The 13,357-nt window shown below is 69.9% G+C and carries 11 protein-coding genes; 3 read left to right on the top strand and 8 right to left on the bottom strand.

Going from position 1 to position 13,357, the window contains the following annotated elements; genetic code table 11:
- Nucleotides 1-20 precede the first annotated feature (20 nt).
- Complete coding sequence (locus AC31A1_RS06270) at nucleotides 21-1,823, top strand: ABC transporter ATP-binding protein (RefSeq protein ID WP_489652247.1); 1,803 nt, start codon at nucleotides 21-23, stop codon at nucleotides 1,821-1,823.
- A gap of 43 nt (nucleotides 1,824-1,866) precedes the next feature.
- A complete protein-coding gene (mltG, locus tag AC31A1_RS06265) occupies nucleotides 1,867-2,709 on the top strand; it encodes an endolytic transglycosylase MltG (RefSeq protein WP_489652246.1) in 843 nt (280 codons plus the stop codon).
- 225 nt (nucleotides 2,710-2,934) lie between these two features.
- On the opposite strand, the gene AC31A1_RS06260 is transcribed toward mltG, so the two are convergent.
- The 6 genes from AC31A1_RS06260 to AC31A1_RS06235 all read right to left on the bottom strand — a co-directional run bounded on the left by AC31A1_RS06260 (nucleotide 2,935) and on the right by AC31A1_RS06235 (nucleotide 8,111).
- Nucleotides 2,935-4,011 carry an NAD(P)-binding domain-containing protein gene (locus AC31A1_RS06260; protein WP_489652245.1) on the bottom strand — a complete coding sequence of 359 codons (1,077 nt, stop codon included), beginning with the start codon at nucleotides 4,009-4,011 and terminating at the stop codon, nucleotides 2,935-2,937.
- Nucleotides 4,012-4,053: 42 nt separating this feature from the next.
- Entirely contained in the window at nucleotides 4,054-5,196 is a 1,143-nt protein-coding gene (locus AC31A1_RS06255; protein ID WP_489652244.1) for an LLM class flavin-dependent oxidoreductase, read from the bottom strand.
- A 1-nt stretch (nucleotide 5,197) separates the two neighbouring features.
- A complete protein-coding gene (locus AC31A1_RS06250) occupies nucleotides 5,198-6,223 on the bottom strand; it encodes an ABC transporter substrate-binding protein (protein WP_489652243.1) in 1,026 nt (341 codons plus the stop codon).
- Nucleotides 6,224-6,265: 42 nt separating this feature from the next.
- The gene (locus AC31A1_RS06245; protein ID WP_489652242.1) at nucleotides 6,266-7,033 is read right to left on the bottom strand and encodes an ABC transporter ATP-binding protein; all 768 of its coding nucleotides are present in this window, start codon (nucleotides 7,031-7,033) and stop codon (nucleotides 6,266-6,268) included.
- Nucleotides 7,006-7,899, bottom strand: coding sequence for an ABC transporter permease (locus AC31A1_RS06240; RefSeq protein ID WP_489652241.1), 894 nt, complete (start codon nucleotides 7,897-7,899; stop codon nucleotides 7,006-7,008). The genes AC31A1_RS06245 and AC31A1_RS06240 overlap by 28 nt, the downstream gene beginning before the upstream one ends.
- 128 nt (nucleotides 7,900-8,027) lie before the next feature.
- Nucleotides 8,028-8,111, bottom strand: coding sequence for a putative leader peptide (locus tag AC31A1_RS06235; RefSeq protein WP_352340592.1), 84 nt, complete (start codon nucleotides 8,109-8,111; stop codon nucleotides 8,028-8,030).
- A gap of 183 nt (nucleotides 8,112-8,294) precedes the next feature.
- Between AC31A1_RS06235 and AC31A1_RS06230 the strand changes: the two genes are divergently transcribed.
- On the top strand, nucleotides 8,295-8,723 hold the full coding sequence (locus tag AC31A1_RS06230; protein WP_489652240.1) for a secondary thiamine-phosphate synthase enzyme YjbQ: 429 nt from the start codon (nucleotides 8,295-8,297) through the stop codon (nucleotides 8,721-8,723).
- A gap of 80 nt (nucleotides 8,724-8,803) precedes the next feature.
- Here AC31A1_RS06230 and AC31A1_RS06225 read toward each other — a convergent pair whose 3' ends face one another.
- Nucleotides 8,804-12,031, bottom strand: a complete 3,228-nt coding sequence (locus tag AC31A1_RS06225; RefSeq protein ID WP_489652239.1) for an alpha-L-rhamnosidase — start codon at nucleotides 12,029-12,031, stop codon at nucleotides 8,804-8,806.
- A gap of 344 nt (nucleotides 12,032-12,375) precedes the next feature.
- Nucleotides 12,376-13,137 (bottom strand): class I SAM-dependent methyltransferase, encoded by a 762-nt coding sequence (locus AC31A1_RS06220; protein ID WP_489652267.1) that lies wholly within the window; start codon nucleotides 13,135-13,137, stop codon nucleotides 12,376-12,378.
- Between the last annotated feature and the right edge of the window lie 220 nt (nucleotides 13,138-13,357).

Here is a 13,357-nt window from a genome sequence, read left to right as displayed (position 1 = left end):
CTCACCATCCGTAGGAGACCATGCCCCGCGACGACATCAAATGGACACCGTCCCCCGGCACCTCGACCGACCAGCCTCGGCAGGTGCGCCGCATTCTCAAGCTCTTCAAGCCCTACCGCACCCGGCTCGCGGTCGTCGGCCTCCTGGTCGGCGCGGCGTCCCTGGTCACTGTGGCGACCCCGTTCCTGCTGAAGGAGACGCTGGACGTCGCCATTCCGCAGAACCGCACCGGCCTGCTGAGCCTGCTCGCGCTCGGCATGATCCTGAGCGCCGTCCTGACCAGCATCTTCGGCGTGCTTCAGACCCTGATCTCCACGACGGTCGGCCAGCGCGTCATGCACGACCTGCGCACAGCGGTCTACGGCCGGCTGCAGCGCATGTCGCTCGCCTTCTTCACCCGGACCCGCACCGGAGAGGTCCAGTCCCGCATAGCCAACGACATCGGCGGCATGCAGGCGACCGTCACCTCCACGGCCACCTCCCTGGTCTCGAACCTCACCAGCGTGGTCGCGACGATCATCGCGATGATCGCCCTGGACTGGCGGCTGACCGTCGTCTCGCTGCTGCTGCTCCCGGTCTTCGTGTGGATCAGCCGCCGCGTCGGCAACGAGCGCAAGAAGATCGCGACCCAGCGCCAGCGGCAGATGGCCGAGATGGCCGCCACGGTCACCGAGTCGCTGTCCGTCAGCGGCATCCTGCTCGGCCGCACGATGGGCCGCTCCGACTCGCTCACCCGCTCCTTCTCCGAGGAGTCCGAGGGGCTGGTCGACCTCGAAGTCCGGTCGAACATGGCCGGGCGCTGGCGCATGGCCGTCATTTCGATCGTCATGGCCGCGATGCCCGCCGTCATCTACTGGACGGCCGGCATGACCCTCCACCTGGGTGGCCCGGACGCCTCGATCGGCACCATCGTCGCCTTCGTCTCGCTCCAGCAGGGCCTGTTCCGCCCGGCCGTCAGCCTGCTGTCGACCGGCGTCCAGATCCAGACCTCGCTGGCACTCTTCGCCCGCATCTTCGAGTACCTCGACCTGCCGATCGACATCACCGAGCGCGAGAACCCGGTCCACCTCGACACCATCAAGGGCGAAGTCCGCTTCGAGGACGTCGAGTTCCACTACGACGACAAGAGCGGCGCGATCCTCGACGGCGTCGACATCACCGTCCCGGCGGGCAACAGCCTCGCGATCGTCGGCCCGACCGGCGCCGGAAAGTCGACCCTCGGCTATCTCGTGCCCCGGCTCTACGACGTGACGGGCGGCCGGGTCACCCTCGACGGGGTGGACGTCCGCGACCTGGACTTCGACACGCTCGCGCGTGCCGTCGGCGTCGTCTCCCAGGAGACGTACCTCTTCCACGCCTCGGTCGCCGACAACCTCCGCTTCGCCAAGCCCGACGCCACCGACGAGGAGCTGTACACGGCGGCGCGCGCGGCGCAGATCCACGAGCACATCGCGGGCCTGCCCGACGGGTACGACACGATCGTCGGCGAGCGCGGCCACCGGTTCTCCGGCGGTGAGAAGCAGCGCCTGGCCATCGCCCGCACCATCCTGCGCGACCCGCCGGTCCTCATCCTGGACGAGGCGACCAGCGCGCTGGACAACCGCACCGAAGCCGCCGTCCAGGACGCCATCGACGCCCTGTCGGCCAACCGCACCACGCTCACCATCGCCCACCGGCTGTCCACGATCCGGAGCGCCGACCAGATAGTGGTCCTCGACTCCGGGCAGGTCGCGGAGCGGGGCACGCACGAGGAACTGCTCGATCAGGACGGGCGGTACGCGGCCCTCGTACGCCGGGATGCCCAACTGGAACCGACAAGCTGAAGATATGCCGGGTTTGTGACGGTATGCGGGTTACCGTGCCCGCATGCAGATGAACACTCCGCCACGGAGCACGATTCGACTGACCCGCAGGGGCCGGGTCGCCCTCATCGCGACGGGGGCCGTCGTGGCCGGCACCGCCGTGGCGGTGCCGCTGCTGAGCCTGGAGGGTGAGGGGGACACACGCCCCACCTCACTGGTGATCCCGGAGGGCTGGCGCTCGGGCCAGATCTACGAAGCCGTGGACAAGGTCCTCGCGCTGCCGGTCGGGACCACCAAGAAGTCGATCGCGAAAGCCGGCCTGAAGCTGCCGACCGACGCGGAGGGCAACCCCGAGGGCTATCTCTTCCCGGCGACGTATCCGCTGGAGAAGAAGTCGACGCCCGCGTCGCTCCTGTCGTTCATGGTCAACACCGCGAACAAGAAGTTCAACGGCGCCCCGGTCGCCGCCGGCGCGCAGCGCAACGCGATGAACGTCTATCAGGCGGTCACCATCGCGAGCATCGTGCAGGCCGAAGCTGCCTCGCCGGCCGACATGGGGAAGGTGTCCCGGGTCATCTTCAACCGCCTCGAACGCGGCATGCCGCTGCAGATGGACTCCACCATCAACTACGCCCTGAACCGCGCCACGTTGAAGACCACCGGCAGCGACACGCGGCTCGACAGCCCCTACAACTCCTACCAGCGCATGGGCCTGCCGCCCACCCCGATCGACAACCCGGGCGAGGAGGCGATGCGCGCCGCGATCAACCCGCCCCCGGGCGACTGGCTGTACTTCGTCACGGTCAAGCCCGGCGACACCCGCTTCGCGGCCACCTACGAGGAACACCAGCGCAACGTCGCCGAGTTCAACGCGGCCCAGAAGAACAGCGCGTCGCCCACGAAGTGACCCGCACGGGACGCCGTAGGCGGCGCTCGGCCTTCCGGCCGGCGCCGCCTGATGTGTCGCGGGGGTGGGTGACTTGTGTTTCGTTGGCGGGTGCGGGTGCGGGTGCGGGTGCGGGTGCGGGTGCGGGTGTGCTGTGGCTGGTCGCGCCCCGCGGCGGAGCCGCTCATGTCACAGCCTCGCGCCCCTCAAAAGCCCTTGGCCAGCCGGCAAGCGCCCAGAACAACCTCAGACCGCCACCGCCTCCCCGGCCAGCAACCGCCTGATGTCCCGTACCGCCGCACGCCCCGCCCGGTTCGCGCCTATCGTGCTTGCCGATGGCCCGTACCCGACCAGATGCACCCGCGGATCGGTGACCGCCCGGGTCCCGTCGACCCGGATGCCCCCACCCGGCTCGCGCAGCTTCAGCGGTGACAGGTGGTCGATCGCGGCCCGGAAGCCGGTTGCCCACAGGATGACATCGGCGTCCACATGGCGGCCGTCGTTCCAGGCCACCCCGTCGGGCGTGATGCGGTCGAACATTGGCTGCCGGGCCAGGACTCCGTCCGCGATCGCCTGCCGGATCGCGTCGTTCAGCGGGAGCCCGGTCACGGAGACGACACTCTTCGGCGGCAGGCCCTGCCGCACCCGTTCCTCCACCAGCGCGACGGCCGCCCGGCCCACGTCCTCGGTGAAGGGCCCCTCGCGGAACACCGGCGGACGCCGGGTCACCCACGTCGTCGCGGCCGCGTACGGGGCGAGCTCCATCAGATGCTGGGTACCGGACGCGCCCCCGCCCACCACGACCACCCGCAACCCGGCGAACTCCTCGGGCCCCGGATACTGCGCGGTGTGCAACTGCCGCCCCCGGAAGGTCTCTTGACCCGGATAGCGCGGCCAGAACGGCCGGTCCCACGTCCCGGTCGCATTGATCAGCGCCCGCGTCGACCACGTACCGTCGGACGTCTCGACGAGCAGCCGCCCGTCCACGCCCTCCCGCACGGCCTTCACATCCACCGGCCGCCGCACCCGCAGGTCGAAGGCCCGCTCGTACGCGGCGAAGTACTCGGCGATCACCTCGGCGGACGGACGGGCCGGATCGGCGTCCGTGAGTTCCATGCCCGGCAGCGCGTGCATCCCGTGGACCTTGCCGTACGTCAAGGACGGCCAGCGGAACTGCCAGGCGCCGCCCGGCGCGGGCGCGTGGTCCAGCACCACGAAGTCGCGCTCCGGCTCGAAACCGGTGCGTCGCAGGTGATAGGCGCCGGCGAGTCCTGCCTGCCCGGCGCCTATGACGACCACGTCGACCTCACGCGTGTTGTTCACGTTTGTACGAACAGCGCCGAGGTCGTGGATCTTCCCGGCCGCTCAGCGCCCGCCGCTCACGAGCAACGGCAGGCCGGCCTTCGCCTTCCCCTCGACCAGCCCACGCGCCGCCAGCTCGGGAATCACGCCCTCCCCGAACCAGTACGCCTCCTCCAGATGCGGATACCCGGAGAGCACGAAGTGCTCGACGCCCAGCGAGTGGTACTCCTCGATCAGATCGGCGACCTCGGCATGGTTGCCGACGAGCGCGGTGCCCGCGCCGCCCCGGACGAGACCGACGCCCGCCCACAGGTTCGGGTGGATCTCCAGCTCCTCGCGCGAGCCGCCGTGCAGGGCCAACATCCGCTGCTGGCCCACCGATTCACTGCGTCCGAGGGCTGTCTGCGCGGCCGCGACCGTGTCCGCGTCGAGGTCGTCGAGCAGCCGGTTCGCGGTCGCCCACGCCTCGGCCGACGAGTCTCGCGAGATGGTGTGCAGCCGCACCCCGAACCGCACGTCCCGCCCCTCCCGCTCGGCCAGCCCGCGAATCCAGTCGATCTTCTCCTTGACCTGCGCCGGCGGTTCTCCCCAGGTGAGATAGACGTCCGCATGCCGGGCGGCGACCGGCCCGGCCGCCGCCGACGAACCCCCGAAGAACACCTGCGGCACCGGATCGGGCGGCAGCGCGGTCAGCCCGCCCTCCACCTGGTAGTGGACACCGTCGAAGTCGTACGGCTCTCCCCGCCACACCCCTCGTACGACCGACAGGAACTCGTCCGTACGGGCGTACCGCTGGTCGTGGCCGAGACGGTCGCCGAAGCGGCGCTGCTCGGCCGAGTCGCCGCCGGTGACGACGTTGAGCAACAGCCGCCCGCGCGTGACCCGTTGATAGGTCGCCGCCATCTGCGCGGCCAGCGTCGGCGAGATCACCCCGGGCCGGAACGCCACCAGGAACTTCAGCCGTTCGGTGTGCTGCGCGAGAGCGACCGTCGTCAGCCAGGCGTCCTCGCACCACGTGCCGGTCGGCGTCAGCACCGCCTCGAAGCCCAACTGCTCGGCGGCCTTGGCGATTTGGGCGAGGTACTCGATGTCCGGCGGCCGCACCCCGCGGACCGCGCCCGCGCGGTTGGGCCCGTAGGCGTGCCGGTCGACGAGCGTACGGCCGTCGCCGCCGGTCGGCAGGAACCAGTGCGGACGCACGCCCATGTCACGAGCCTCCCGTGGTGCGCGGGGCGGAAGTGGAGGCCGGCAGACTGCCGTTGTAGCGCGTGTCCACGAAGTCGGCGAAGTCCACCTTCCGCGGTATCAGCTTGAGTTGGGTGAAGGTGTCGGCGATCTGCTGCTCGGAGGCGATGAGCGGCTTGTCGACGGCGACCGGGACCCGGGTGGAGTTGGTCCGCTTCACGGACGCCAGCGCCACCTCGTACGGCAGCCCGGTGTCCTTCGACCACACCTTGGCCCACTCCTCCTGATGCGTGAACACCCACGTCTGGGCGCGGCGCAGCCGGTCGAGGTAGTCCTTGACGGCGGCGGCCTTCTTCTTGTCCGCCAGCGCGCCGGGCGCCGCCACCTGGAAGGTGAGGCCGTTGGTCACGCCCTGGCCGGTCGTGAGGACGCGGCCCTGCTTGGCCTGGAGGATCTGCGAGGTGTACGGGTCCCACACCGCCCACGCGTCGACCTTGCCGGAGGTGAACGCGGCCAGCGCGTCGGCCGGTTGGAGGTACTTCACCTTGACGTCGCCGATGCCGAGCCCGGCCGCCTTGAGGGAGGCGACCAGCTGGAAGTGCGCGGATGAACCCTGCGCCACGGCGATGGACTTGCCCTTGAGCTGCTGCGGTTCGCTGAGCTTCGAGTCCTTCGGCACGAGGATGGCGTCGCCCTCGGACGTGCCGTGCCAGGCGGCCACCACCTTGATCTTCGAGTCGGCGCCCGCCGCGAACACCGGCGGGGTGTTGCCGACACCGCCGATGTCGACGGCCTTGGCGTTGACGGCCTCCAGAAGGGGCGGACCGGAGGTGAACGTGGACCACTTGATCTTGTAGTCCAGGTTCTTGAGTTCACCTGCGGCCCGCAGCACCGCCTCCGAACCGCCTTTCTGATCACCGACGTTGAGCGTGAGGGAGCCCTTGCCGTCGGTGCCCGTCGAGGTCTCGGCGGCCGAGTTCCCGCCGCAGGCGGTGAGCAGGAGGGCGAGGGGGAGCAGCAGGGCGGCGGGGACGAGGCTTCGTCGCATGGGGGTTCCGTTCTCGGTAACTGGGTTGGTGCGTAGGGGAGTTCAGGCGGCTTCGGCGGCGGTGTCGACGCCGAGGCGTTCCAGGAGTCCGGCGCGCAGTTCGGCGAACCGGGGGTCGGTGATGTCGCGCGGCCGGTCCAGGTCGATGCGCTCCTCGTGCGCGATGACACCGTCGTCCATCACCAGGACCCGGTCCGCGAGCAGCACGGCCTCCTCGACGTCATGCGTCACCAACAGGACGGCACAGCCCCGCCGTTGCCACAGCTCGCCCACCAACCGCTGGGCCTTGATCCGGGTGAGCGCGTCGAGTGCCCCGAACGGCTCGTCGAGCAGCAGCAGATCGGGCTCGCGCACCAGCGCACGGGCCAGCGAGGCCCGCTGCGCCTCACCGCCGGACAGCGTCTTGGGCCACGCGTCGGAGTGATCCCCGAGCCCGACCTCCGCCAACGCCTTTTCCGCCACGGCCCGTTCGGGCTTGCCGGGCAGCCCGAGCAGGACGTTGCGCCACACCTTCTTCCACGGCATCAGCCGGGGCGCCTGGAACGCGACGGCCTTGCGGCGCGGCACGAGGACGGTGCCCTCGATGTCCCGGTCGAGCCCGGCGAGGATGCGCAGCAGCGTCGACTTGCCGCAGCCGCTGCGGCCGAGCAGCGCCACGAACTCGCCCCGCCGCACGTCGAGTCGAAGCTGGTCGATGACGACGCGGCCGTCGAAGGAACGGGTCAGCCCCTCGACGCGTACCGCCTGCGTGGTCACCGGCGACTGGATCGCCGATCGGGTGGTCACCGGCCCGTGAACGTCGGTCGCCATTGCAGCAGCAGCCTTTCGAGGGTGCGGACGAGGAAGTCGGCCAGCAGGCCGAGGAAGGCGTAGACGATCAGGCAGACCACGATCACGTCGGTCTGAAGGAAGTCCCGGGCCTGCACCATGAGGAAGCCGATGCCGGCGTCCGCGTTGATCTGCTCGGCGAAGACGAGGGCCAGCCAGGCGATGCCGAGGGAGTAGCGCAGCCCGGTCATCGCGTTGGGCAGCGCGCCCGGCAGCACCACATGCCGGACGAGCCCCCAGCGGGACAGCCCGAGCGACTCACCGGCCTCGATCAACTGGCTGTCCACGCCCCGGATTCCGGCGTAGACGTTGAGGTAGAGGGGGAAGGTCACACCGAGCGTGATGATGGCGACCTTCGGCGCCTCGCCGATGCCGAACCAGATGATGAACAGCGGGATCAGCCCGACGAAGGGCACGGTCCGCAGCATCTGCACGGGGGCGTCGACCAGGTCCTCGCCGACCCTGAACAGACCGGAGACCAGGGCGAGTCCGATGCCGATGACGGTGCCGAGGAGCAGCCCGATGGCGACCCGCTGCAGCGAGGTGGCCATGGCCGAGGTCAGTGAACCGTTGTCGATCAGGTCCCAGCCGACCTGGGCGATCCGGCCGGGCGAGGCGAGCACGTCGGAGGTCAACACGCCTGTGCTGCTGAGGAGTTGCCACAGTGCGAGCAGCACGAGCGGGCCGGTGGTGCGGCGCAGCCAGCGGGGGACGCGGGTGCGGCGCGAGGAGGTGGGGACGAGGGGGACGAGATCGAGCGGAGCGGGATCGCCTGAGTTGGCCTTCGATGTCGATATAGGGGAAATGTCGGGCCCGGAGGAGTCGGGCGGGGCATGGCTGATGCTCATGGGTGCTCCACGGATGGGGGAGAGCGTCCGGTGAGGAGAGGGGTACGCCTCAACGCCGCCGCGTCACGACGATGTGAACGGGCGCGACGGAGTGCGGGAAAAGAGAAGGGGTGAGGCGGAAGAAGACGTCAGCGGCCGCGGCGACACGCGGCGGAGGCCACCCGCAGCAGGTCGATGTGACCGCGCGTGGTGAGCAGAACTGAACGCAACATGCGGCAGAAAATAGGTCAGATGGCGTGCCACGGTCAACGGTGTCTCGCGGACTGGACCTCTCGTATCACGGACCGGGCGACCGATCGGGCGAGGAGCCCGGCAGGCGGAGGCAGGAATCGGGCGGGGAGTCCGGCAGGCGGGAATCGGGCGAGGAGTCCGACAGATGGGTCAGGATGGGAGGCATGTCAGCTGCCTTCACCACCCGAGTCCTGAACGTCGCCACCGGTTCCAGGGAGCGGGTCATGGACCTGACCCGCGACTGCGAGGCCTTCCTCCGGGAGGCGACGGCCGGCCGCGACGGCCTCCTCAACATCTTCGTCCCCCACGCCACCGCGGGCGTCGCGATCCTGGAGACGGGCGCCGGCAGCGACGACGACCTCCTCGCCGCCCTGCACACCCTCCTCCCCGCCGACGACCGCTGGCAGCACCGCCACGGCAGCCCCGGGCACGGCCGCGACCACGTCCTCCCGGCGTTCGTACCGCCGCATGCGACGCTGCCGGTGGTGGGCGGGCGGCTGGAGTTGGGGACGTGGCAGTCGGTGTGTCTGGTCGATACGAACAGGGACAACCCCGAGCGAAAGGTGCGCCTCACCTTTCTTGCGGGGTCCTGATGCTGCCTCTGATCTCTGAGTGCCGCCTCAGGTCGAGCTGCCCGGACCGGTGACCGCTCCGGGCAGCCGTACCGCCTTGATCAGGTGGTGAAGCGGTGGGTGCCGGAGCCGACCCGGTAGACCGCGCAGCCGTCCTCCTGGCGCAGGTAGGTCCCGTGCGTGTGGGTCACCGCGTCCGGGGTGGACGTGGGGATCCACACCTCGGCCGTCGTGTTGGGCGGCACCGCGCAGGTCAGCGTGAACCGGCCGGACCGCTGTCGCCACTGGGTGGAGACCGGGCCGTAGACCGAGGTGAACGTTGCGCGTGCGGTGGTGACGGCTCCGCCGGGGCGGGGGCGGATGACGATCTCGCGGTAGCCGGGCCGGCCCGCCGAGATGCCGGCGATGTTCGTGTACATCCATTCCCCCACCGAGCCGTAGGCGTAGTGGTTGAAGGAGTTCATGCCCGCGTCCTGGAAGCTGCCGTCGGGCCGGATGGAGTCCCAGCGTTCCCACATGGTGGTGGAGCCCCGGTCGATCTGGTAGCCCCAACTGGGGAACGAACGCTGTTCCAGGAGGCGGTAGGCGACGTCCGTGTGGCCCGTGTCGGTCAGGACGGGAAGCAGCCGGGGAGTGCCGAGGAATCCTGTCGACAGGTGCCAGTCCTTGGCCTCGATCAGGGCGACGAGACGGTCGCCCGCCGCCTTCCGCGACGCGTCCGGCAGCAGGTTCATCGACAGCGCCAGGACGTACGCCGTCTGCGTATCGCCCTTGATACGGCCGTCGGAGGTGACGTAGGCGTCCTGGAAGGCCGCCCGGATCCGCTCGAAGAGATCGCTGTACGGGGCGGTGTCCTCGCCGAGTTCGCCGGCCATCCGCGCCGCGAGGTCGGCGCTGTGCGCGAAGTACGCGGTGGCGATGACGTCCTTGGGAGTCTCGTCCTCGACGTTCAGCCAGTCGCCGTAACCCTGGTCCGGGCGCAGCAGTTGGTCGCTGTGCTTCTCCAGGTACGCCAGCCAGGTCCGGACGGACGGCCAGGCGTCCGCGAGGACTTGGCGGTCGCCGTACGCCTGGAAGAGGGACCAGGGGACCGTGACACCCGCGTCGCCCCAGCCGGCCGTGCCGTTGCCGACCGTGCCGACCATCGGGGCTACGTCCGTGAACGCGCCCTCCGCGGTCCGGGAGTCCCGAAGGTCGACGAGCCACTTGGACAGGAAGCGCGCCGACTCCATCGTGTACGCGGCCGTGGGCGCGAAGACGTTGATGTCTCCCGTCCAGCCCAGGCGCTCGTCGCGCGCGGGTGTGTCGGTCGGCACGGAGAGGAAGTTGCCGCGCTGGCCCCAAGTGATGTTGTGGTGCAGCTGGTTGAGCATCGGTACGTCGGTCTCGAAGTCGAGGGTGAAGGGGGCGGACGTATGCATCACGCGGCCGGTGACGGCCCTCGCCGAGGGAGTGCCGGGGAATCCGGTCACCTCGACGTACCGGAAACCGTGGAAGGTGAAGCGGGGCTCGTAGACCTCCTCCTTCCCGCCGCCCTTGAGGGTGTACGTGTCGGTCGCGGCCGCGGTCCGCAGGTTCGCGGTGTAGACGGTGCCGTCGGGGTTGAGCACCTCGGCGTGTCTGAGCCGGACGGTCGTCCCCGCGTCGCCCGAGACGCGCAGTCGCACCGAGCCGACCATGTTCTGGCCCAGGTCCAACACGTAGACACCGGGCCTGGGTTGGGTCACGGTCTTCGGTGTCAGCTCCCGCTCCACCCGCACCGGACCGTCCACCTGCGCGACGATCAGGTCGGGACCGAAGCCGCCGACGCCACCCATGCCCCGCACACCGAGCCAGCCCGTGTCGTCGAAGCCGGGCGAGGCCCAGTCAGGGGTCTCCTTGCGCGCGTCGTACGTCTCGCCGTTGAGCAGATCGGCGGCGACGATCGGCCCTGCGGCGGCCCGCCAGTCGGCGTCCGACACGATGCGCTCGCTCGTCCCGTCCGCGTACTCCACCTCCAACTGGGCTAGAAGTGCCGGGACTTGACCGTACTGACCGGGCCCGAACATGCCCACGTTGCCGGCGTACCAGCCGGGTGCCAGATACGCCCCGATGGTGTTGGCGCCGGGCCGCAGGAGTTCGGTGACGTCGTACGTCTGGTACTGGACGCGGGTGCGGTAGTCCGTCCAGCCGGGAGCGAGCTGGTCGAGTCCCACCCTGCTGCCGTTGAGGTGACTCTCGTACAGGCCGAGCGCCGTGGCGTACAGGCGCGCGCGGGCCACTTTCCTGCGCGGCAGCCGGAATTCGTGCCGCAGCTGGGTGACGGCGTACGACACCGGGACGACTCGTCCCCACGGTCCGCTGCCCCAGGCCGCTGCCACCCGGACCGCCGGCCAGCCCCCGTCGTCGAACTCCAACTCCCGCCATCCGTCGGCCGGTTCCTGATCCGTGGTCTTCCAGGAGGCGTCGGTGAACACCTTCTGCTCACCGGAGGCGGTCCGGACGACAAGGGTGGCGATGAGACCTGCCGGGCCTTCGGTCGCGTTGGTGGCGGCGACGGCGATAACGTTGTCACCGGCCCGCACGCGGTCCAGTACGTCGATCACCGCCGGGCGCTTCCAGTCCTCGTTGTCGGTGTCGAGGTCGGTGTGGGCGACCTCAACTCCGTTCAGGGAGACGGCATATACGTTGTCTGCGGTGATGGCCAGCGTCGCCGACGTGATCCCGTCGGACAGTTGGGCGGTATGGCGGAACCAACGGGTTGCCGCCGGGACGCTGCTCGTCGGATCACCCTCGGGGAACCAGATCCAGGAACCGCCCTCGAAGGACGGCGCGTCCACGAGGCCCGCCGGTGCGGAGATCCAGTCGGCGCTCCACTGCCCGGCGTCCATCAGTCCGGTCTCCCACCACGAGGGAGCGCTCCAGCCGGAGACGTGCCCGTCGGCGTCCCACACGCGTACGGACCAGTGGTAACGCGTACGGGGCTTGAGTCCAGGACCTCCGTAGGACACGAGGACGGACTCGCCGGACGTGACCTTCCCGCTGTCCCAGACGTCCGGGCGGGACAGGCCCGACGCGGTGGTGGCGACGCGGATCTGATAGGCGCTCTGGCGCATGCCCACTCCGTCGGAGGCCAACGGCCAGCTCAGCCGGGGCCGTTGTACGTCGATCCCCAGCGGGTGTTGGACGTATTCCACGGTCGGCGCCGTGACGCGCGGTCCGTCGCGCAGCGTCTGTGTCTCTGCCTGCGTCTGTCCGGATGCCGGCGCGGCCATCGCCGGTACGCCGTCGACGGTCGCTGCCGCGACCGTGGCGACCGCGCCCGCGAGTATGTTCCTCCTGCTGATCACTACGACTCCTCACTCGTGCGGAAGGGGATGAATCGATTCAGATGCGAGAGGCGTGGGTAACGTAGAGCCTGGTGGTGGCGGGGTCAATCGTCATGCAACTGTTTTCGTGACACGGCTACTTGGAGACCGCCTCGGGCGGCGTCGGCGTGCGAGGTGCATGCGAGGGAGTTGAACGGTTTCAATCACGGCCCGCAAACCCTTGTGCCGGGCAGGGCTCGGCACGTCGCGATCAGAGCTGCGTGGCGATGCTTCTTCCTGCTTCTTCCTAAGTGGCCGGCCGGTGGGGAGCTTCCGCGTCAGAGTTCTGCTCAGGCCGGCTTTCGCGCCCGGGTGGAGGGCTCTGCCTACTGGTGTGCTGTGTAGACGGTCGCGGTCATCGGTGCCGTCACGGGGCCGGTGCCGAGGTGGTCCGTCATCCTCTGTGTGACGGCGGCCTGGATGGCCCGCGCGTCTTCGCGGGCCTGCACGGCGGCGCTCACCGGTGTGCCGGTGAGGAACCCGGTGGCGATGGAGGCCGCCGACTCCGCGACGCCTTCCAGCGTGATCTCCTCGGCGTTGGCCAGGGTCAGTCCGGCGGCCGACAGATCCGCGGTGACGACGGCCGGGTCGGAGTAGCCGTGGGGCACGTCCTTCAGGAACGGGGGTGCTCCGTCGGGCATGGACTGTTCCAGGGCGGTCTGGAAGGCGGCCCCGAATCCGTGCGAGGCCAGCGGGCCCCAGCTGTTGAACAGGAACCGTCCCTGCGGGGCCAGGACCCGGCGCACCTCGGCGTAGGCGGCGGGCCTGTCGGGGAAGAACATCACCCCGAACTGGCATACGACGAGGTCGAAGCTGCCGTTCTCGAAGGGCAGGTGTTGGGCGTCCGCCTGTCGCCAGTCCGCACGGGGTTCCCGTGCCGATCCCGCGGTGACCATCGCATCGTTGAGGTCGGTCGCCACCACCGAGGCCGTGGGCACCGCGGTGAGCAGGGCCGAGGTCAACGCCCCGGTTCCGGCGGCGAGTTCCAGGACCGTGCGGGGTCGCAGCGCTGCCGCCCTGGCGGCCAGGTCGGCGGCGAAGGGGCGGAAGAAGACCGGCACCAGGTGGCGTTCGTAGGCCTCGGGCATGGACCGTGTCCAGCGCCGGTTCACATCGTCTGTGCTCACCCGACGGACATTAGCCCCGCGGGAGGTCCCAGGGCGGACCGCCGCAGCCACCGTGGTTTCGTGTCGGTGCCGCCGCCCCGCAACCGGACCGCGCCGGATGACGTCGAGGCCAGTGACACCACCGATGAAGGCGCCGACTCGCTTGGCGGCTGCGGGAGTTGTGACGTCCGGTGGGTGATGC

The organism is Streptomyces sp. P5F9 (assembly GCF_057961495.1).
Note: the sequence above shows the minus strand (reverse complement) of the source record. Positions and strands in the feature narration are given on the sequence as shown.

Coding starts and splice junctions, on each gene's coding strand:
- AC31A1_RS06270 (WP_489652247.1), top strand. CDS start 21: ATGCCCCGCGACGACATCAAATGGACACCGTCCCCCGGCACCTCGACC.
- mltG (WP_489652246.1), top strand. CDS start 1,867: ATGCAGATGAACACTCCGCCACGGAGCACGATTCGACTGACCCGCAGG.
- AC31A1_RS06255 (WP_489652244.1), bottom strand. CDS start 5,196: ATGGGCGTGCGTCCGCACTGGTTCCTGCCGACCGGCGGCGACGGCCGT.
- AC31A1_RS06250 (WP_489652243.1), bottom strand. CDS start 6,223: ATGCGACGAAGCCTCGTCCCCGCCGCCCTGCTGCTCCCCCTCGCCCTC.
- AC31A1_RS06245 (WP_489652242.1), bottom strand. CDS start 7,033: ATGGCGACCGACGTTCACGGGCCGGTGACCACCCGATCGGCGATCCAG.
- AC31A1_RS06240 (WP_489652241.1), bottom strand. CDS start 7,899: ATGAGCATCAGCCATGCCCCGCCCGACTCCTCCGGGCCCGACATTTCC.
- AC31A1_RS06235 (WP_352340592.1), bottom strand. CDS start 8,111: ATGTTGCGTTCAGTTCTGCTCACCACGCGCGGTCACATCGACCTGCTG.
- AC31A1_RS06230 (WP_489652240.1), top strand. CDS start 8,295: ATGTCAGCTGCCTTCACCACCCGAGTCCTGAACGTCGCCACCGGTTCC.
- AC31A1_RS06220 (WP_489652267.1), bottom strand. CDS start 13,137: ATGCCCGAGGCCTACGAACGCCACCTGGTGCCGGTCTTCTTCCGCCCC.